Annotated in this window: 20 protein-coding genes and 1 pseudogene; 9 read left to right on the forward strand and 12 right to left on the reverse strand. The window is 35.3% G+C overall.

Features of this window, described 5'->3' with window-relative positions; genetic code table 11:
* Nucleotides 1–76: 76 nt before the first annotated feature.
* The 3 genes from INR75_RS18180 to INR75_RS18190 all read right to left on the reverse strand — a co-directional run bounded on the left by INR75_RS18180 (nt 77) and on the right by INR75_RS18190 (nt 2,570).
* Nucleotides 77–616, reverse strand: coding sequence for a fasciclin domain-containing protein (locus tag INR75_RS18180; RefSeq protein ID WP_223089931.1), 540 nt, complete (start codon nt 614–616; stop codon nt 77–79).
* A gap of 216 nt (nt 617–832) precedes the next feature.
* Nucleotides 833–1,951 (reverse strand): molecular chaperone DnaJ, encoded by a 1,119-nt coding sequence (gene dnaJ / locus INR75_RS18185; protein ID WP_223089932.1) that lies wholly within the window; start codon nt 1,949–1,951, stop codon nt 833–835.
* A gap of 31 nt (nt 1,952–1,982) precedes the next feature.
* A complete protein-coding gene (locus INR75_RS18190) occupies nt 1,983–2,570 on the reverse strand; it encodes a nucleotide exchange factor GrpE (RefSeq protein WP_092541682.1) in 588 nt (195 codons plus the stop codon).
* 168 nt (nt 2,571–2,738) lie between these two features.
* Between INR75_RS18190 and INR75_RS18195 the strand changes: the two genes are divergently transcribed.
* Nucleotides 2,739–3,413, forward strand: a complete 675-nt coding sequence (locus INR75_RS18195; RefSeq protein WP_223089933.1) for a YceI family protein — start codon at nt 2,739–2,741, stop codon at nt 3,411–3,413.
* Between the two features lie 71 nt (nt 3,414–3,484).
* Here INR75_RS18195 and INR75_RS18200 read toward each other — a convergent pair whose 3' ends face one another.
* The 3 genes from INR75_RS18200 to INR75_RS18210 form a co-directional block, all read right to left on the reverse strand.
* Nucleotides 3,485–4,387 carry a TIGR01777 family oxidoreductase gene (locus INR75_RS18200; protein WP_223089934.1) on the reverse strand — a complete coding sequence of 301 codons (903 nt, stop codon included), beginning with the start codon at nt 4,385–4,387 and terminating at the stop codon, nt 3,485–3,487.
* A 72-nt stretch (nt 4,388–4,459) separates the two neighbouring features.
* The gene (mnmD, locus tag INR75_RS18205) at nt 4,460–5,131 is read right to left on the reverse strand and encodes a tRNA (5-methylaminomethyl-2-thiouridine)(34)-methyltransferase MnmD (protein ID WP_223089935.1); all 672 of its coding nucleotides are present in this window, start codon (nt 5,129–5,131) and stop codon (nt 4,460–4,462) included.
* Between the two features lie 3 nt (nt 5,132–5,134).
* A complete protein-coding gene (locus INR75_RS18210; protein WP_223089936.1) occupies nt 5,135–5,659 on the reverse strand; it encodes a DUF4920 domain-containing protein in 525 nt (174 codons plus the stop codon).
* A gap of 105 nt (nt 5,660–5,764) precedes the next feature.
* Here INR75_RS18210 and INR75_RS18215 point away from each other — a divergent pair, with 105 nt between their 5' ends.
* Nucleotides 5,765–6,832 (forward strand): branched-chain amino acid aminotransferase, encoded by a 1,068-nt coding sequence (locus INR75_RS18215; RefSeq protein WP_223089937.1) that lies wholly within the window; start codon nt 5,765–5,767, stop codon nt 6,830–6,832.
* A gap of 244 nt (nt 6,833–7,076) precedes the next feature.
* Nucleotides 7,077–8,945 (forward strand): hypothetical protein, encoded by a 1,869-nt coding sequence (locus INR75_RS18220; protein ID WP_223089938.1) that lies wholly within the window; start codon nt 7,077–7,079, stop codon nt 8,943–8,945.
* A gap of 1 nt (nt 8,946) precedes the next feature.
* Here the strand turns inward: INR75_RS18220 and INR75_RS18225 are convergent, their stop codons facing one another.
* Nucleotides 8,947–9,333 carry a nucleoside triphosphate pyrophosphohydrolase family protein gene (locus INR75_RS18225; RefSeq protein WP_223089939.1) on the reverse strand — a complete coding sequence of 129 codons (387 nt, stop codon included), beginning with the start codon at nt 9,331–9,333 and terminating at the stop codon, nt 8,947–8,949.
* A 282-nt stretch (nt 9,334–9,615) separates the two neighbouring features.
* Here INR75_RS18225 and INR75_RS18230 point away from each other — a divergent pair, with 282 nt between their 5' ends.
* From INR75_RS18230 to INR75_RS18245, 4 genes are all read left to right on the forward strand, one after another.
* Nucleotides 9,616–10,650, forward strand: coding sequence for a GyrI-like domain-containing protein (locus tag INR75_RS18230; protein WP_223089940.1), 1,035 nt, complete (start codon nt 9,616–9,618; stop codon nt 10,648–10,650).
* A 532-nt stretch (nt 10,651–11,182) separates the two neighbouring features.
* Nucleotides 11,183–11,521, forward strand: a complete 339-nt coding sequence (locus tag INR75_RS18235; RefSeq protein WP_092541662.1) for a P-II family nitrogen regulator — start codon at nt 11,183–11,185, stop codon at nt 11,519–11,521.
* Nucleotides 11,522–11,550: 29 nt separating this feature from the next.
* The gene (locus INR75_RS18240; protein ID WP_092541660.1) at nt 11,551–12,765 is read left to right on the forward strand and encodes an ammonium transporter; all 1,215 of its coding nucleotides are present in this window, start codon (nt 11,551–11,553) and stop codon (nt 12,763–12,765) included.
* Between the two features lie 160 nt (nt 12,766–12,925).
* Nucleotides 12,926–14,011, forward strand: coding sequence for an outer membrane beta-barrel protein (locus INR75_RS18245; protein ID WP_223089941.1), 1,086 nt, complete (start codon nt 12,926–12,928; stop codon nt 14,009–14,011).
* A gap of 102 nt (nt 14,012–14,113) precedes the next feature.
* On the opposite strand, the pseudogene INR75_RS18250 reads toward INR75_RS18245, so the two are convergent.
* The 3 genes and pseudogenes from INR75_RS18250 to INR75_RS18260 form a co-directional block, all read right to left on the reverse strand.
* A pseudogene (locus INR75_RS18250) lies at nt 14,114–14,731 on the reverse strand (DUF1684 domain-containing protein).
* 18 nt (nt 14,732–14,749) lie between these two features.
* Entirely contained in the window at nt 14,750–16,213 is a 1,464-nt protein-coding gene (locus tag INR75_RS18255) for a hypothetical protein (protein ID WP_223089942.1), read from the reverse strand.
* Nucleotides 16,214–16,426: 213 nt separating this feature from the next.
* Complete coding sequence (locus INR75_RS18260) at nt 16,427–16,624, reverse strand: DUF1328 domain-containing protein (protein ID WP_092542313.1); 198 nt, start codon at nt 16,622–16,624, stop codon at nt 16,427–16,429.
* Between the two features lie 203 nt (nt 16,625–16,827).
* Between INR75_RS18260 and INR75_RS18265 the strand changes: the two genes are divergently transcribed.
* Nucleotides 16,828–17,721, forward strand: coding sequence for a class I SAM-dependent methyltransferase (locus INR75_RS18265; protein WP_223089943.1), 894 nt, complete (start codon nt 16,828–16,830; stop codon nt 17,719–17,721).
* On the opposite strand, the gene INR75_RS18270 is transcribed toward INR75_RS18265, so the two are convergent.
* A complete protein-coding gene (locus INR75_RS18270; RefSeq protein ID WP_092541650.1) occupies nt 17,714–18,163 on the reverse strand; it encodes an Lrp/AsnC family transcriptional regulator in 450 nt (149 codons plus the stop codon). The two genes, INR75_RS18265 and INR75_RS18270, sit on opposite strands and share 8 nt — an antisense overlap.
* A gap of 117 nt (nt 18,164–18,280) precedes the next feature.
* On the opposite strand from INR75_RS18270, the gene INR75_RS18275 reads away from it, so the two are divergent.
* Nucleotides 18,281–18,667, forward strand: a complete 387-nt coding sequence (locus INR75_RS18275) for a hypothetical protein (RefSeq protein ID WP_223089944.1) — start codon at nt 18,281–18,283, stop codon at nt 18,665–18,667.
* Here the strand turns inward: INR75_RS18275 and INR75_RS18280 are convergent.
* Nucleotides 18,664–19,293 (reverse strand): MarC family protein, encoded by a 630-nt coding sequence (locus INR75_RS18280; RefSeq protein ID WP_092541646.1) that lies wholly within the window; start codon nt 19,291–19,293, stop codon nt 18,664–18,666. The genes INR75_RS18275 and INR75_RS18280 overlap by 4 nt on opposite strands.
* Nucleotides 19,294–19,314: the final 21 nt, after the last annotated feature.

Consider the following 19,314-nt stretch of genomic DNA (forward strand, 5'->3'; position numbering starts at 1 on the left):
TTATAATTTCAGTATAAGACACAAAAAAAGGCTTCCAAAATTAGGAAGCCTCTCAGGGATTTGATGTTTTTATTGATTAATAACTACTTGCAAAATAATTTGTAGGAGTTATTAATTGGTCGATCACGTGAACGATTCCGTTTTTAGTTTCGATATCACTTTCAATGATATTTGCACCTCCAACATCTACACTTTGTCCGTTCATTTCGGTATTTATCTTGATCGATTCATCTTCAGAAACAGTAATTACCTGAGAACTATTAAATTGATTTTTAAGTACTTTTTCTGGCACTATATAATGTTTTACAAATTCTACCAGTTTCATCTTGTTATCTGGATTGGTTAATTTAGATAGCTTTTCCACTTCCATCTCTCCAAATGCCTCGTTGGTTGGCATAAAAATGGTAAATCCATCTGCATATTCTACAGAAGTATCTAATCCAGATGCTTCTAAAAATTCAAGAAAGATTGAAAAATCACTTTCATGTTTTGCTAATTCTACGGCTGTGTAATCTTTAGTATCTGCTAGATCATCGAAGTATTCACTGTCTTGAGCGAATGAAATTGCGGTAAATAATCCAATTAGCATAGATAAAATTAAACTCTTCTTTTTCATAATTTTCATTTTTGTTTTTTCGAAAATTACTAAAGAAATATACTGAAGACAAGCAGTTTAAACTTAGTTTATAGAAGGTTTAACGAGTTTGTTAAAAAACAAAACCCACCCTTAATTTGATTAAGGATGGGAAAAAAATTGCTATGAAAAAGAAAAATTATCACTAAAAGTCTTAGTGAGAATCAAATATATAAATTTTTTCTTAAAATGAAGATTCTAAGAAAACATATCTTTAACTTTTTCAAAAAATGACTTATCACTTTTTTCGGGATTCGGCTGAAAGTTCTCGTCAGTAGCCATCTTCTCGAAAAATTCTTTTTGTTCTTTAGTTAAGGTTTTTGGTGTCCAAACATTTACATGAACAAGTAAATCTCCTTTACCATATCCATTTAAACTACTTACACCTTTACCTCTAAGTCTTAAAATCTTACCAGATTGCACACCCGGCTCGATCTTAATTCTCACTTTACCGTTTACGGTTTGGATTTCCTTAGAAGCTCCAAGTGCTGCTTCAGAAATACTTACATAAAGATCATAATGTAGATTGTCTCCCTCTCTTTGTAAGCTTTCATGCGCTTTTTCTTCGATAGCTACCAAAAGATCTCCCGGAATTCCGTTTCCAGGCGCTTCGTTTCCTTTACCTGAAACTTTTAACTGCATCCCATCTTCTACCCCTGCAGGTATTTTGATAGATACGGTTTCTTCCTGAACTTTTAATCCCTGCGCATCTGCATCTGCAGGCTTTTGATCGATCATTTGCCCACTACCACCACAGGTTGTACATGGTGAAGCAGTTTGCATTCTACCTAAAATAGTATTAGTAACACGAGTTACCTGCCCAGTACCTTTACAGGTAGAACAAGTTTTGTATGTGGTCCCTGCCGCCTGTACTTTACGTTTTACTTTAATCTTTTTCTCTACACCGTTAGCAATTTCTTCTAAGGTTAGAGAAACACGAATCCTGAGGTTACTTCCTTTTGCGCGACGCTGACCGCCACCACCAAAGCCACCGAAACCTGAGAATCCGCCGCCAAAGCCGCCACCAAAGATGTCACCAAACTGACTGAATATGTCGTCCATATTCATGCCACCGCCGCCACCAAAGCCGCCTCCTTCGAAGGCCTGATGTCCAAAACGATCGTATTTGGCTCTTTTTTCTTCGTTTCCTAATACCTCGTAAGCTTCCGCTGCTTTTTTAAATTTATTCTCGGCTTCTGAATCCCCAGGATTTTTATCTGGGTGATATTTGATCGCCATCTTTCGATAGGCTTTCTTAATTTCAGCTGCCGAAGCACCTTTGCTTATACCTAATATTTCGTAATAATCCTCTTTCATGGTTTAGTTTGCTTTTTAAAAGTTGTACTCCTTACTTACCAGTAACAACCTTTGGATAACGAATAATACGTTCTCCTAATTTATATCCTCGCTCTACTACATCTACGATCTTACCTTTAAGATCCTCTGTAGGAGCAGGAATTTGCGTAATTGCCTCATGAATATCAGCATCAAAAGTATCTCCACTTTCAACTTCTACTGGTTCTAAACCTTTATTTTTAAGAGTCTCGCTAAACTTAGTATGTATTAGCTCTACTCCTTTTAAAAGGTTTTTATCTTCAGTTTTTCTAATTTCAACTAAAGCCCTGTCAAAATCATCTAAAACTGGCAACATAGCAAGCATAACTTCCTGGTTGGCAGTTTTAAATAACTCGATGCGTTCTTTAGAAGTTCGCTTTTTATAATTCTCAAATTCAGCAAAAAGACGCAAGAATTTATCTTTTTCCTTTTGAAGGTCTTCTTTAAGTTGATCACTTTCTGAAACCTCTTCATCTGCTTGCTCTTTATCCTCAGGCATTTCAGCTTTCTCTTTTTCTACCTCATCGATTGCCTTATCGATATTTTCTTCTACCTGATCTTTTACAGAATCCTGATTTTTATCGTTAGCTTTCTTTGTCATTGTCTTATATCAATTTTTTGATGCTTTAGCATAGTCAAATTTATTGCCAAGCCTAGCGTTGTGTCAAAATGTCACCGATTATTTTTAATATTATTTTAGTACAAAAAAATATATTTCATATTACATTTGTCGCTCAACCAAATTGCAAAAAAACTAAATTTCAACAAGATGAAAAAAAACATTTTAAAAGGATTTATGGCATTAAGCCTTATCGTAGGTTTAGGAAGTTGTAAAAATAACAGCGGTCACGAAAGCGAAGCTGAAGATGCTAAAGAAGTTGCTGAAGCTACAGCAGAGTCTATGGAATACGTTGTTGATACTACTGCTTCTACAATTAGCTGGATCGGTAAAAAACCTGCAGGACAACATTCAGGAACGATTAAAGTTTCTGAAGGTACTTTTATGGCAAATGATAGTGTAGTTGAAAGTGGAGATTTCACTATCGACATGATGTCTATCGAAGTTACAGATCTTGAAGGTGATGACAAGAAAAGTCTTGAAGCTCACTTAATGGGAACTGTAGAAGGTAAAGAAGGAGATTTCTTTAATGTAAACGAATATCCTGAAGCTACTTTCGAAGTAACTGGAATTTCTGAAGAAGAAGGTGAAATGATGTTATCTGGTAACCTTACTATTAAAGAAGAAACTAAGAACATTTCTTTCCCTGTATCTATCAACAAAACTGATGACAGTTACGAAATTTCTAGTGAAGAATTTACTATCGATCGTACCAACTGGAACGTAAACTACGGGTCTAAATCTGTATTTGATAGTTTAGGTGATAACTTTATCTATGATGATATCACTTTAAAATTAGACATTAAAGCGACTAAAAAAGCTTAATTCATTTTTTAATGGATACGAAAAAAGCCGGCTAATCGCCGGCTTTTTTTATTTTCAATAATTACAAAGTCTTATAATAAATCTTCTAGCGCAGGTTTTAGATGAACATATTCAAAATGATAACCTTGCTGTTCAATTTTCTTACTACTTACCAACTGACTCGATAATAAAAGTGTCGACATTTCACCAAAAGCGGCTTTAAGCGCAAACTTAGGAACATTAGGTAACCAAAGAGGTTTTCCTAATTGATTAGCAACTTCTTTAGTCATTTCTTTATTAGTAACAGGGTTTGGTGCTACTCCATTATAGTTACCTTCTAACTGATTTTCTAATACATGAAGAAAAATTTGAGTAAGGTCTTTAATATGAATCCAGGATTGCCATTGCTTTCCACTACCTAGAGGTGCGCCGATATTAAAGTTAACCGGTTCTTTTAATTTCTCTAACATCCCACCATTTTGGGCCATTACCAAACCGATCCTGATTTTCGATACTTTTAAACCTAAATCCTTAAAATTGTTTACAGCACTTTCCCATTTTACCACAACCTTACCTACAAAAGAATCGTCAACACTTTCTTCGTCTTCAAAATAAAGCTTTTGTAAGCTACTTGGATAAACACCAATTGCACTTGCCGAGATAAATTGCTTGATCTGGTGATCGTTCTTAGATAAAGTATCAAATAAAAGGTTGGTACTTTCTACCCTGCTATTTAAGATCTTTCGTTTGTTTTCACTCGTCCAGCGTTGTGCAATGCTCGCACCTACAAGATTAATGATCGCATCTACATTCTCTATCGCTCGCGTATCGATCTCCTTGTTTTGAGGATTCCACAAAAAACCTCGATAATGATCTTTATGCTGAATTTTATCTTTACTAGTGGTAAGATAATTTACATCTATGCCTTTTTCGTGGCATAATGCTGAAATTTTTGACCCAATTAGTCCGGTTGCTCCAGTAATTAATACCCGCATTTTTTTCTTTTGAAGATAAGTCTAAAGTAGGTTCTGGATAATTTTTTTAGCGAGGTTTAACAGCTGTAGAACCTATTTTTTAACGGCTCTTAACATTTCTCTTTTTCCCGGTGGGCCAGGCAGTCGCTCTACAGTAAACCCAACAGTCTGCATCGCTCTTCTCACACTTCCTTTCGCGGCATAAGTAACTAAAACACCATTGATTTTTAAAGAATTATACATTTTAAGAAAAATATCTTCTGTCCATAATTCTGGTTGAACTCGTGCACCAAAAGCATCAAAATAAATAAGATCGAAAGTATCTTGATCCTCGATCTCCTGAAAAGTTTTCTCCTGTTTCTTTAAACTGAAATTAGATGTTATAGCAGCAGATTTTTCCCAATCTATCTGGTGCATTTTATTAAAAACAGCTTCTGCAGTATCAAAATCTGGTAACACTGAAGCATAATCTAAAACTTCTAATTCTTCAGGTTTAACAGGATAGGCTTCAACACCAGTATAATCTATTTTAACCGTGCTTCCGTAGAAGGCGGTAAGTAACGCATTTAAACCGGTTCCAAATCCAATCTCTAAAATAGAAAGTTCAGATTTATTAAATTCAGCAATCGTAAAATCCAGCCCCATTTTTATAAACACATGCATTGCTTCTTGTAAAGCACCATGCTTAGAATGGTATTGCTCATTCCACTCGGGAATATGAATCGTAGCCGAACCGTCACCGGTTTTAATGATCTTTCGTTCCAAAAATTATTGTTTTAAAAGTACGCCGTTAGCTAAAAATGCAAGTTCTTGCTTTGGCTCTGTAATAGCTGCGATCTCCTCTTCAGATTTCCCGGCATCTTCAGCAAAATGCTTTTGGTCTTCTACAGATACTTCTTTAAGAAAAGCTTTTCCTTCAACTACCACTTCTTTTCCTTCGATGTCTTTAGGCACAAAAAAGCCGTAGTCTTTAAATTTTACGCTTACGTCTTCATCACCAGGAATCTCCAAATTCATCCAACAGCCTTTCATTTTACAAACCGAATTTACGGTAGAAACAAAACTGGTAGAAATAGTGTCGCCAGGCTTCAAACTTTCGTAACGCTCGGCTATAGTTGCAGCATCTAAAGCACCTTCTGCAGTGATCTCTTCTCCAAAAGAAGCATAGGCCATATCTTTATTGCTAGTTTCAGCTTCTTCTGTTTTTACTGTTTCTTCTTCTTTATTTTCTTCGGAATTCTTGCAGCTTAAAAGCGCGCAGCATAATAATGCTGAATACATTATTTTTTTCATGGTTAATTTTGATTGATTATTGCTTGTATTTCCCAAAATTACCAAAACTTTAGATTTTAAATTTACTTTTATTTAGGTAAATTTGAATCTCTTAAATAACACACAATGGAAAACATCGCAACGAAAGTAAAAATCACAAAAACATCTACTTCTAAATTATCTGAAACAGATTTTAGCAACCTTACCTTTGGTAAAGTCTACACCGATCATATGATGGTTTGTGATTATAAGGATGGTTCCTGGCAAACTCCTGAGATTGTTCCTTACGGACCTTTACAGATGTACCCTTCAGCAAAAGTATTTCATTACGGACAGGCTGTTTTCGAAGGAATGAAAGCGTATAAAGACGACGAGGATAAAATTTGGCTTTTTAGACCAGAACAAAACTTTGAACGTATAAATAAATCGAGCAAACGTCTTGCAATTCCAGAATTTCCTAAAGGTCATTTTTTTAACGGACTAGAAGAATTACTAAAATTAGATGGTGAGTGGATCCAAAAAGGTTTTGGAAACTCAATGTACATTCGCCCCTTTGTGATCGCTACTGAAGCTGGTGTATCTGCATCTCCTTCTACCGAATATAAATTTATGATCTTATGTTCTCCTGCGCAATCTTATTATAGCGGAGAAGTTAGAGTAAAAATTTCTGAAGATTATAGCCGTGCTGCAGATGGCGGTGTTGGATATGCAAAAGCTGCCGGAAATTACGGTGCTCAGTTTTTCCCAACAGATATCGCTAAAAGTGAAGGTTTCCAGCAAATTATCTGGACAGACGCCAATACCCACGAATATCTGGAAGAAGCGGGTACAATGAACGTTTTCTTTAGAATTGGAGATAAATTAGTGACCGCTCCTACTAGCGACAGAATACTAGATGGTGTAACCAGAAAAAGTATTATTGATCTTGCTAAAGATGCTAATATTGACGTAGAGATTAGAAGAATAACGGTTTCTGAAATTATCGAAGCTGCTAAGGCTGGCGAGCTAAAAGAAATTTTTGGATCTGGTACAGCTACCGTGGTAACTCCAATCCTAGGATTTGGATATAAAGGTGAGAAATACGAATTACCAACGATCGAAGATTCCTGGTCAAAATCTTTTAAAGACAGATTACTAAAAATTCAATATAACCAGGCAGAAGATAAATTTGGTTGGAGACACGAGGTAAAATAAAAACCTTTTAAAATCATAGAAAAATGCGCTGATCTTCAGCGCATTTTTTGCTTCATAAAAGTTCTTTCTTTAACAAAGGCTACATATTTGTATTGAAAAAAATTACATATGTTTGTTTGCTGCTGTGCGATCATTTTCGCTAATTAAAACAGCAAAAAAATTGGATACTTTTAGGTCTGTCACAAATTGACTTCAGAAAAAAAGACCTTAAAAAACCTCGAATATCGAGTAAATAGAATTTGGGTTGAGATACAGTGTACTTATATTATTTTTCGTCTGTTTTTCAGTATCTGCTCAAAACGACAGTTTACAGCGATTTCCTGTTCGTGATTCTATCCAAATGGCTAAGGATCGTGATTTTTATAAACAACTTCAGGAAAAAACAAAGAATAGTAAGTTTACCAGGATGCTTTACGATCTGATGTTCGATCCTGTAAATCCTGCAGATTCTAAAACTGCTACCAAAAAGATCGAAAAGCAATTACAACGTGATTTTTCAAAATACCAGGGGAAAACTATACGTGAAATTCATATTACTTCTTTAGATCCTTTTGGTTATAGTGAAAAAGATACCGCTGTAAAACCCAAACAAAAAATTCAGAAAATAGGTAATGTGTTGCACGCCCGTACCAAAGAATTTACCGTTAAGGGCTTGTTGCTGGTAAAAGAAAATTCTAAAATGGATTCGCTGGAAGTTTTAGAATCTGAACGTGTTTTAAGAGCACAAAATTATATTCGAAGAACTTTAATACGCCCTGTTCTTGTAGAGGACGATCCTAATGCGGTAGACCTTTATGTCTATGTATTAGATAGCTGGAGTCTATCTGCAGATGGTAATATCTCTAGCCGAAAAGGAGAATTAAGAATTCGAGAATATAATAGTTTTGGCCTGGGCCATCGTACTACTTTAGCTTATAAAAAAGGTTATAAAGATGAAATTGGCACCGGGTATACTGTGGGGTATCGTGCCCAGAATTTATTCAACACCTATATTAATGCTGAATTTTTAAGAGATCTGGATGTTGATGACACCTATGAGAATTTTGCGAGTATCGATAGAGATTTCTACTCGCCATATGCTCGATGGGCAGGACAGGTAAGTGTAAGAGAAACTTTATACGAAGAACAAATTTATCATGAAGATTTGGACACGCTTCTAAGAGAACCGCTAAATTTTCGAGACTTTAATGTTTGGGGTGGATATGCTATTCCTATTGCCAATAAAGATTCTGAAGAAAAATTACCAACCAACCTTATTCTAGCCGGCCGCTACACCAATAGAAACTACCTGGATAGGCCTGGAGAGCATATCGACTCGGTAGCTTATTTCTCGAACACCAATGTTTTACTTGGATCTGTTGGAGTTAGAAATATAAATTATACCAGGGATCGCTATATTTTTAGAAATGGAGATATTGAAGATATTGCGCTTGGTCACAGCTATTTTATAAACTCGGGTATTCAGCGAAACTCAGATAATCAGAATTATTTTTATCTGGGAGTAGATCTAACCTATTCAGACTATATCAAAAATTTTGGCTACCTGGCAACTAATATTGGCTATGGTAGTTATTTTTTAGAAAAGGAAGCCAGACAGTCGCTCTTCAGATTAGAAAACACTTATTTTTCACCTATTTTTAGAATAGGAAGCTGGTTCTTCAGGCAGTTCGTAAAATCGAATATCGTAGTTGGTATCAATCGCAAAGATTTTATTAGAGACAGGATCACTTTAAATGAGCAGTATGGTATTTATGGTTTTGACACGCACGAGGTATTTGGAACAAGGAAATTCGTCTTTAATTTTCAGACCCAATCTTATGTTCCCTTCAGCTGGCTAGGTTTTAGGATGAGTCCGTTTGTTAATTTCGATCTCGGATTTGTAGGCTCAGAACCACGACCATTTTTCAGCAATGATCTTTATACCAAATTCGGACTTGGTTTTATTATTAGTAACGATTATTTTGTTTTCGACAATATTCGTTTATCCTTTGCGATTTTCCCAAATATGCCGGGTAGAGGTCGCAACGTTTTAGATTTTAATGTGAATACAGATAATCAATTCAACTTAGAACAATACCGTTACGAACCTCCGCATATTTTGGAGTACCGATAAATTATTTATCTAAGATCTCTCTAATATTAGGTTTAAAATAGTTTGGCCCCTTTAAAACTTTACCATCTTCTCTATAAATTGGTTTTCCATCGGCGCCTAACTTGCTCATATTACTACGCTGAATTTCGTCAAAAACCTCTTCGATTTTATGTTGCATGCCATGCTCGATAATTGTTCCGCATAAAATATAAAGCATATCGCCTAATGCATCGGCAACTTCAACAAGATCATTATTTTGCGCAGCTTCTAAATATTCCTCGTTTTCTTCTTTCATTAATTCAAATCTCAATTTGTTTTTTGCTTCTCCTAAACTCGCCAGTGGCTGCTCACTTACTCCTAATCCAAATGCATTATGAAATTGCGTAACCGCATCAATTCTTTTTTTCATTACTTTCTTCGCTTATTCGTTTAAATTTGCATAAAAATAGACAAAATGTTTAGCACAGGACAATGGGTATTTGCCGGCCTTTTTTTAGTAACATTTATAATTGTTATGATCTTTATGTATAGAAAAGATCTTAAACTACATCGCAAATACTATAAGAACAGTATTTATGTGTTAATTGGCTTTATTGCCTTTATCCTATTATTATTTGTAATTAAGGTATATTTAAAATAAAAGCTTATATTCTATTTACTATATTAGCGATAATCGTGATTCCCTAAGCCCATGAAGATTTTTAAATATTTACTTTTTTTAATTCTTATTGTACTTATTGGCGGTTCTATTTATGTAGCAACCAAAGACGGAAATTATAAATTTGAGGAATCTCAGGTTTTTAATGCCCCGCAGGAAATTGTTTTTAAAGAAGTAAATAATTTTGAAAACTGGGAATTTTGGGATCCCTGGAACCAGGATTCAGAAAACGTGATCACAAATTATGGTGATAAGGTACAGGGTGAGAATGCCAGCTATTTAATAGAAAGTGACGAAGATGGCGATATTAAAATCGAAACAATAGAAGCTAAGCCATTTACAGATATTACGCAAAAGATCACTTTACCACATACTTTTACAAATGCGACCAGCAAAATGTATTGGACATTTGAAAGCCTGGAAAATGGGCAGACAAATGTAACCTGGGGTATGGAAGGCAAGCAAAGCTTTAAAGAAAAACTATCCTTTCTTTTATCTGAAGCGTCCTTAACAGAGATTATGCGCCCTAAATTAGAAAAAGGACTTAGCTTGATGCAAGAGGTGATCACTAATAAAATGAATGAGTATAATATAAGCGTTGATGGAGTTGTAAATCATGGCGGCGGTTACTATATGTATACTACAACCGCCATTAAAATTTCTCAGGTTAGCGAAAAAATGCAGCCAATGATCACCCAGGTTTCCAATTTTATGGAAGCGCAAAATATCGAACGAATTGGGAATCCAATAGTCCTTTATAATGAATGGAACGAATCGAATGGATCTGCGATTTTCTCTGCAGGTTATTTTACACCAAGTGAAGTGATTACCCCATTAGACGCAGATGTTTTAAACGGTAATATGCCAAACCAAAAGGTTTTAAAAACTGTTCTGAAAGGAAAGTACGATAATCTTGAAGAAGCCTGGAATAAAGCCTACCAATATATTGAGGAAAACGGCTTAGAAGTAAATCAGGAAACTAAACCTTTTGAAGTTTATCTTACCAATCCTAAAGAAACTCCCAACCCGGCGAACTGGGTAACCAATATTTATATTCCTGTATTATAATATTGTATATTTTAATTACTCATTTTATTTATTAAGGAAGATTAATCCTGAAATCCTATTTAGAAAAGAATCCTGAATTGATCTATATCGATTTTGGCCAATTTCGATATTAATTTTCAGAAAAACCTTAATTAATCAATACTTAGAATTCCTCCTTGAAAAATACCACCCAAGACAAGCCAACAATTTGATAATTACACTTAGATTTCATGTAAGCTTGTGCTTAATTCTCCTCTTTTTAACTGAAAACCAGTAGATTTTCAGTTAAATTAAGTTGACTTTAGATTTTATTTCTTCGGAAATAAAATTTTAAGAAATTATATAGCTAAAATTGACATTATACTTTCAATTTCTAGGAATAAGCGTTTAAAAACTTTCTACCGAAAACTTCTATTTTCACTTTTTAATTATTCACCCCACAACATTTAGGGGGTAATTTTCTGATATTCACATTTCTTTAGGCATAACCCCTACTTTTTTAACTTTATTTAAGAATTTTTAATACTTTTAAATCACTAAACCTGAAATTCTTATGAAGAAAATTGAAGCTATTATCAGAAAGTCAAAATTTGACGAAGTAAAAAAAGCCTTGCACAGCTCTGAGGTTGTCTTTTTTACGTACTGGGATGTTACAGGTGTCGGAAACGAGAAACAAGGCCATGTATATCGTGGAGTGTCTTACAGCACTACAGATATTCAAAGGCGAAAATTATCGATTATCGTTTCAGACGAATTCCTGGACAAAACTGTAAATGCCATTTTAGAATCTGCCTACACAGGTTCTGTTGGTGATGGTAAAATATTCGTTTCTACGATAGACGAAGCTTACCGTATACGTACAAAAGAAAAAGGGACAGACTCCCTTAAATAATTAACTAACATTGAAATAACGAAATTATTATGGAAACAGATGCTGTATTAGATTTAATGTGGATTGTGATTTGTGGAATCCTGGTGTTCTTTATGCAGGCAGGATTTACACTTGTCGAGGCTGGATTCACGCGAGCAAAAAACACCTCGAACATTATCATGAAAAACCTCATGGACCTTTCTGTAGGTTCTTTAGCTTTTTGGGCTATTGGGTATACTATTATGTATGGAGATTCTATTGGTAGTTTTATTGGAACACCTAGTTTATTTTATGATGTTCGTGAAGACATGCATAACTTATTCTTCCAAACAGTATTTTGTGCTACAGCAGCCACCATCGTATCTGGTGCTATTGCAGAAAGAACAAAATTCTCTACTTATTTAATCTTCTCTTTATTATTAACTACTATTATTTATCCAATCTCTGGTCACTGGGTGTGGCAAGGTGATGGTTGGCTAACCGGATTAGGATTTATTGATTTCGCTGGTTCTACAGTTGTTCACTCTGTTGGTGGATGGGCTGCTCTTGTAGCTGCTGCTTTAGTAGGCCCTCGTATTGGTAAATATACAGATGGTAAGTCTAACGCACTTCCTGGTCACAATATGTTATATGGTGCACTTGGGGTATTTATCTTATGGTTAGGATGGTTTGGTTTTAATCCAGGATCTGAACTTGCGATCTCTGGAGATAGCGCAAACAATGTCGCTGGTATTGTGATCACAACAAACCTTGCTGCTGCTGCGGGAGCGGTTGTTGCATTATTCCTTACCTGGATAAGATATGGTAAAGCCGATATTTCTATGACACTTAACGGTGCATTGGCTGGTCTTGTAGGTATCACTGCAGGATGTGCTGCTGTAGACCCTATGGGTGCTTTTATCATCGGGATCGTATCTGGTATTGTAGTAGTATTTTCTATCGAATTTATTGACAAAGTACTTAAGATCGATGATCCAGTTGGAGCCATTTCTGTTCACGGTGTAGTTGGTGCTGTAGGTACTTTACTTGTAGGAGTTTTTGCTACAGATGGCGGACTTCTTTACGGAGGCGGATTTGGACAGCTTGGAGTACAGGCTATAGGTGTGGTTGCCATTGGCGGATGGGCTATGATCACAACTTTTATAGTACTTTCTATTCTTAAAGCAGTAATGGGATTAAGAGTTACCGAGAAAGAAGAACTTGATGGATTAGATATCCACGAGCATGGTATCGATTCTTACCCAGAATTTGGTAGAGATAAATAAGAACTTCTCTTCCATTATCAAAACATAACAAGCACACACGTTTACTATTACAGTCTGAAAAATAAAAAAGGAGCACTTGGCGGAGTGCTCCTAAACTATGAATTTTTCTTACTGCTTACTATTAATTCATTTTTTGTCGAACAAACTAAATCATGTAAACATGTCAAAATTCACTTTTGCAAATATCCGACTTTTTGTAGTATTTTCAATCATAGCCTTATTAAATCTAGATGTACAGGCTCAGGAAGATGACGAAAGTCCTTTTAGTATCTCAGGTACTGTAGATGCTTATTTCAGAACCAATTTTAACGGATTAAACAAAACAGAGTACGATGCCAATGAGGATCCAATGTATTATGCTGCGGCTCCTGCAACATCTTTTGCTAACGATCCAGGATTTGCGATTGGGATGGCCAATGTAATCATGGGATACGAAGGTGATAAAGTTGGTTTTGTTGCCGATCTTGTTTTTGGTCCTCGCGGTGAAGATGCCGTATTCTTATCTACAGGTTCTGCTGCGATCGTAAACCAATTATATATGTATTATAACCTTAGCGATAATGTAAGATTAACCTTTGGTAATTTTAACACTTTCCTTGGTTACGAGGTTATTTCTCCGGCTGCCAACTTTAACTATTCTACTTCTTATATGTTTTCCTATGGACCATTTTCTCATACAGGTTTAAAGGCAGATTTTACCATAGATGAAAACTGGAGTGCGATGTTGGCAGTAATGAATCCAACAGATTATACTGAATTTAACCCGGTTGGGAAGTATACTTTTGGTGGACAATTAGGATATGCTAATGACGCTGGTAGTGCTTACTTAAACTTAATTTATGGAGAACAGTGGTTATCTGATGATGAGTTATTTCAAGTTGATCTAACCACAGGATGGGATCTAAGCGATACCTTCTATTTAGGATTTAATGGTACATACCAAACTACAGATGGTGAAGGATTTGCAGGTGCTGCTATCTATCCTCAGTTGAGTACCTCAGATAGCTTTGCTATTGGATTAAGAGCTGAATATTTTAATGAATTAGCTGATGGAGGTCCAGTTTACGGAGCCGACACTAATACAACAGCTTTTACATTAACCGGAAGCTATACTTATGGAAATTTAATGATAAAACCAGAACTAAGATTAGACAGCGTAGATGGTGCTGCGCCATTTATGGATTCAGATCTTATGATGCAGGATAATTTATCATCATTTTTAGTTGCAGCGATTTACTCATTCTAACAATCAAAAATCGACAACTAGCTAACCAATTTTTTAATTAAATGCATAATAAACCTATCTCCTTATATTCTCAAATTCTTATTATGCACCTGTCTGTGATACTTATTTAGCATAAGTTTTTACTCCTGCTGTTATAGCCGCATCAAGGTTATTCTCAGCAGGAGGAACAGGACAGGAATACCCACCGCTATAGGCACAATATGGATTGTAAGCCTGATTAAAATCTAAAGTGATCTTTTTTACTCCTTCTTCAGGAATTCTTAGATCTATATATCATCCTCCCCCATAAGTACTATCACCATTTGTAAGATCTGTAAAAGGCAAAAACAGATAATCATAATATTGTGGATCGGTTTTCAAAGACTGACTTTGATAAACAGCTAATTTCTGTTTTTCACCTTTTAAGGTAAAATATAAGTCGGCATATTTTACATAAACTGGCTGTCTATCTGAAGATGTTTGCATTCTAAATGTAGTTTCATACGGAGTTCTTACAAATTCAGCTTCGACTGTAAATGAAGTATCGATCTCAAAGAAGTCATGCCCAGTGAAGGCTAGGCGATCTTCAACAGATAAAGGTGATTCTTCTGGATCCTTGTACTCTTCGTTTAAATGTTTCTGAAATTCCTTAATCTTTTCAACCTTTTCTTTATCGGCATTTTGCCCAAAATTCAGAAAAGAAATAAATAAAAATATAAAGCTGGAAATGTAGGTTTTCATTGATAATTTTCTGTTATACTAATTGGTTTGTGTAGCTTCTGCTTCTTCAGTATCTTTTTCAGAATCAAAAATAATATATTTTGCTTCCCCACCGTATTCTTCAATGAGCAGGTTAAACTCGGTACTCATTTGCAGGTCCAAAATACCTTCTAAACCATATATTTTTTCAAAATCTTTATAACCGGTCTTCAGCAAATCTTCAAGGTATAACATGGCAGTTTCAGCATCACCATCGTGACCTGCAAGCTCGATAATACTCAAATAACCTTCTGGAGCCTCTTTATCTGTAATGGTTTTTAAGATCGAAACAAAGACCTTTGCGTCGATAGCAGCATTAGAGGCCATTACATTTTTATAATTTCCATCTACAAGATCCTTTAAGTAACCTTCCAGACGATAAGCCATATTTCTTTCAATAAGATTTTTTTGTTGCTGCCCCGCATTTAAATTATCTACCTGCTCTGCCCACCAGCCAATGTTTTCAAAATTGGTAGTAAAAATATCCATTTCCAGGAAATGTGCATAATCTTCTTTTTGAAAAGCTTCCTCCTCTTTTACATCATACCATTTTCTACGCTGCTGTTTAAATTCTCTATTCCTTCTAATACTTCGTTTTAATTCTTTTAACTGGTCATCAAAACGATCAAAATCATCAAATTTATCTTCAGCTTTTTTCACCTGTAGAAATGCAATATAATAAGAACCGTTTCTCGCTAAAACCTTAATAGTCTTAATTTCATTCTGAAAAACCGTATTGATGATCGTATCATTTTTTGGTCTTTCCCCATTTTGCATAGCTTCAAGAGTAAATTTTGATACAGCATTGTTCAATGTGAAGGTATCTGGCCAGGATTTTGGCCCTCCCTCGTAATAATTTATTTCAGTAGGAAAATCTTCACCGTACAGGTAATCTACAACATCGAGCATCCCAAATCTTGAATAATCCCTTGTTCCCATTATTGCTGAAAAAACATAAGGTTTCTTTCGGTTTTCGATAAATTTTCCGTTTATCCAGGTTTTATTGATCGCTAAAACGCCAGATACCCTTTCATTGATAAGCGGCAAAGCTGAAGCGATTTCGGCTCCCTTATTGATACCGGCGATATACAATAAATTAGGATCTACTTTAATGGTTCGATAAAAACCATTCATAAACTGAACTGATTTTAAAATATCATCTTGTAAAGAATCGCTTTCAATTTTCTGATTGCTCGCGGCAATCACATAATTTTGATCTTCTGCAGTTTGCCTAAACAGTTGTACCGCTTCTCTTCCGTTCCCGTCTGGATCTAATACAAAAATGACAGGAGCTGGTTTCTTCATATTATATGACTGCGGAAGATATACTGCATAAGTTGCATCTGTAGAATCGCTAATTCTTACATTATCGGTTACATTACCTTTTTGCAATCTTATTTCCTGAGCTAAAACAACTGAAGAGCATAGCAATGCAAAAAAGCAGATAAGAGTTTGTTTATACATAGGTGTATTCAATTTTTTTAGTATCACGAAAATTTAATATATCCTCATAACTAAGGAGCAAATTAAAACTTGTCTCTTTTTAGTAAACTACCGCACGGCAAGCCTCAAAATATTTATTCTCGATTATCTAGTAAATATACTTTGTTTTTAAATTGAAAGCATAAAAAAAGCCTTCACTTACGTGAAAGCTTAAATCCTTTGCATATGCAAATTCTATTCCCTTTTTATTCTCTGTAGTCTTAGTTTCTTTTCTGGGAAGAAAAACTTAGCCATTAAAGAAATAATAAACAGGTCTGCTGTTATAAGACACGCTACACGAATCACTTCAATACCAGCAAAACGCAATCCTGTAAACCCAACTAGACCGGTAATTACTGCTAAAACTAAGAACAACACTGTATACTTCTTCATAATCTTTTTCTTTTTTTTCAAAGATACGACCAGATCACTAATAATTTTATTAAAGAAAATCCAATTTACCTAAATTTAACTAAGAGGTGTGTATATTTTAATATCTGTTAATTTTCGGCGTTTTAGGTTCTGGTTTTTAGTAAAATTTTACACTTGTTAGAACTCTAAGACTAAAGTATCTTTGGCAAACTAAATTTACAGCATTGCAAAAAGGACATTCTCATAATTATTTTGGATCATATCGCGACTTTTGGTGGAATAAAGGTTTTCTGGATCTTACAGCAGAACGTTTAGAACTTCATCGCTATTCTAACATGTTAGATGTAGGTTGCGGGCAAGGTCACTGGACAAAAACACTGGCTCCTTACTTAGCTCATGACTCTAAAATAACTGCCATCGATAATGATGAAAATTGGTTTGAAAGTAATGCAGAATTAGAACATCACTTCAAATTATCTAAAATCGACTTCAGTTTAAAATATGGTGATGCTGAGAATATTCCTTTTGAAAATGAAACTTTCGATTTTGTAACCTGCCAAACGGTTTTAATTCATCTTAAAAATCCGAAGAAAGCACTAGAGGAAATGACGAGAGTGCTTAAACCAAACGGACTTTTACTTTGTGTGGAACCTAACAATATCGTACAAACACTTACTAAAAATTCTATTTCTCAGAACGATAGTATCGAAGAAACATTAGATCATATAAAGTATCGCTTAATTATCGAAAAAGGGAAAAAGAAACTTGGCGAGGGTGATAATTCGCTGGGAGATCTTTTACCGGGATGGTTTGCTTCAGAATCACTTAAAGATATTCAGGTGAGACTTTCAGATAAAGCGATTGCAATGTATCCACCTTATGATAATAAAGAGCAAATAGCAACGCTTAAGCAATGGATGCAGGGAAGCGCCTGGAAATCTGAAACTCGTAAAGATATCGATTACTTCAACGCCGCAGGCGAAGAGTATATGCCGTTTTATTTCGAATATCAGGAAAAATACGATACTCGTTCAGATCATATTATGGGTGCTGTGCAACGTGAACAATATCACGCCGCAGGTGGTTCTTTGATGTATTTGGTAAGCGGAATTAAGTAGTTTTTCGATTCCGTACCGGGGCGTGTTCAATCACATTCGATAAAATGATATGTGTTTTTGTTTCGCCATAAGTGATTAGCTTATCAATAAAAACCTCTAAATGTCCCTGATCCTGAAAAATAACTTCCATGATAATATTTTCGTTTCCGGTAATTCTATAGCAATTGATCACTTCTTTAAATTCGGTAACCTTTTCAAGGAAGGGTTTTAAACGCCCCATAAAAGCACGCAAAGTGATGATCGCTTTTAAGTGATGTCCTGTTTTTTGATAAGACACTTCGGTCTTGTATCCTTTAATGATGCCGGCATCTTCCATTTTCTTAACACGCTCTGCCACTGCCGGAGAACTTAAACCTACTTTTCGGCCAATTTCAGAGAAGGAAAGTCGGGCGTTTTCCTGTAAAGATTCTAATATCGCCCAGTTCAATTTATCTACATTCATATTTAAAGTAAATACTTCAAATATATTTAATAATTAAACCAAATTTACAGATTAGCCTTAATTTTTAAATATAACTTGAGTTAATTCTAGGTAATTTTATAAAAGAAATTCCCCATTATGAAAGCCTATCAGTTGCCAGTTTATAAAAAAGCATTAGAAATCTTTAAAATTTCGAGTGCTGTTTCATCTTATTTCTCTGACAATAGAAATGTTCTTGAAATGGATCTTTCTACTGTACCTGCGCATAACTACGCAGGACGCCTGGTAACCGAAAGTTTACAGCTCGCCCCGGGAATTGCAGGAGTGGTAACCGCTCGCTCAAAAGAAATTCAGCTTAAACGTATTGAAAAAATACGAAAAGCGGCAAAAAGAATTAAATCTAATTGCCGCAATATTGAGATCACCGGAATCAAAGAAACCGAGTTTCTAGATTTACTTCGTCGTGAAATTCATCATTTTGAGCACTTAATTTCAGATTGGTTACACCAAAACCAAAAGAACTAAAGCTGAAAATCTTCAGTAAAAAAAGCTAATTTTATCCCCTGGATCAACATATTGGTTCCAATAATGGCAATGATCAATCCCATGATCTTCTCGATCACTACGATCTTGTTTTGCCCAATAAATCTAACCAGGTAATCACTAGAGATAAACGCCAGGTGATTTAACCACATTATTAGCCCAAACATTACCAGGATCACCAATAACTCTAAATAACCGGCATTGGTCGTATAGTTCATCGCGGTAACGATAGAACCAGGCCCGGCAAGAATTGGTATCGCTAATGGCGAGGTAGAGATCCCTTCGTTAAAGTTAATTTCGCTTTGGTTATCGATACTGGCTTCCTGCGCTCTTATCATTTCGAAACCAACAAAAAATATAAGAAGACCTCCAGTAATTTTAAAGGCAGGAATCGTTAAACCAAAAAGGCTAAAGATATATTTACCTAAGATCACGAAACCAGAAACTATAATAAAGGCGGTAAAAGTCGCCTTTTTCGAAATATTCTTTCGGGTTTTACGATCGGCCTGTTTTGTTAGACTAATAAAAACAGGAATATTTCCTATAGGACTATTTATTGCAAAAAAACCGGTAAAAACCGCAATCGCAAATAACCAAACGTTTTCCATGACTGCCAGATCCTTTAAAAA

Source organism: Zunongwangia sp. SCSIO 43204 (assembly GCF_019904275.1).
Classification (GTDB): domain Bacteria; phylum Bacteroidota; class Bacteroidia; order Flavobacteriales; family Flavobacteriaceae; genus Zunongwangia; species Zunongwangia mangrovi.

Excerpts from the sequence above, each read along its gene's own strand:
- INR75_RS18225 (WP_223089939.1), bottom strand. The coding sequence starts at position 9,333 with ATGAAAAAAAGAATTGATGCGGTTACGCAATTTCATAATGCATTTGGA.
- INR75_RS18270 (WP_092541650.1), bottom strand. The coding sequence starts at position 18,163 with ATGAATGTAGATAAATTGAACTGGGCGATATTAGAATCTTTACAGGAA.
- INR75_RS18235 (WP_092541662.1), top strand. The coding sequence starts at position 11,183 with ATGAAGAAAATTGAAGCTATTATCAGAAAGTCAAAATTTGACGAAGTA.
- INR75_RS18240 (WP_092541660.1), top strand. The coding sequence starts at position 11,551 with ATGGAAACAGATGCTGTATTAGATTTAATGTGGATTGTGATTTGTGGA.
- INR75_RS18215 (WP_223089937.1), top strand. The coding sequence starts at position 5,765 with ATGGAAAACATCGCAACGAAAGTAAAAATCACAAAAACATCTACTTCT.
- INR75_RS18280 (WP_092541646.1), bottom strand. The coding sequence starts at position 19,293 with ATGGAAAACGTTTGGTTATTTGCGATTGCGGTTTTTACCGGTTTTTTT.
- INR75_RS18200 (WP_223089934.1), bottom strand. The coding sequence starts at position 4,387 with ATGCGGGTATTAATTACTGGAGCAACCGGACTAATTGGGTCAAAAATT.
- INR75_RS18195 (WP_223089933.1), top strand. The coding sequence starts at position 2,739 with ATGAAAAAAAACATTTTAAAAGGATTTATGGCATTAAGCCTTATCGTA.
- INR75_RS18275 (WP_223089944.1), top strand. The coding sequence starts at position 18,281 with ATGAAAGCCTATCAGTTGCCAGTTTATAAAAAAGCATTAGAAATCTTT.
- INR75_RS18180 (WP_223089931.1), bottom strand. The coding sequence starts at position 616 with ATGAAAAAGAAGAGTTTAATTTTATCTATGCTAATTGGATTATTTACC.
- INR75_RS18260 (WP_092542313.1), bottom strand. The coding sequence starts at position 16,624 with ATGAAGAAGTATACAGTGTTGTTCTTAGTTTTAGCAGTAATTACCGGT.
- INR75_RS18190 (WP_092541682.1), bottom strand. The coding sequence starts at position 2,570 with ATGACAAAGAAAGCTAACGATAAAAATCAGGATTCTGTAAAAGATCAG.
- INR75_RS18255 (WP_223089942.1), bottom strand. The coding sequence starts at position 16,213 with ATGTATAAACAAACTCTTATCTGCTTTTTTGCATTGCTATGCTCTTCA.
- dnaJ (WP_223089932.1), bottom strand. The coding sequence starts at position 1,951 with ATGAAAGAGGATTATTACGAAATATTAGGTATAAGCAAAGGTGCTTCG.
- INR75_RS18210 (WP_223089936.1), bottom strand. The coding sequence starts at position 5,659 with ATGAAAAAAATAATGTATTCAGCATTATTATGCTGCGCGCTTTTAAGC.
- INR75_RS18230 (WP_223089940.1), top strand. The coding sequence starts at position 9,616 with ATGAAGATTTTTAAATATTTACTTTTTTTAATTCTTATTGTACTTATT.
- INR75_RS18245 (WP_223089941.1), top strand. The coding sequence starts at position 12,926 with ATGTCAAAATTCACTTTTGCAAATATCCGACTTTTTGTAGTATTTTCA.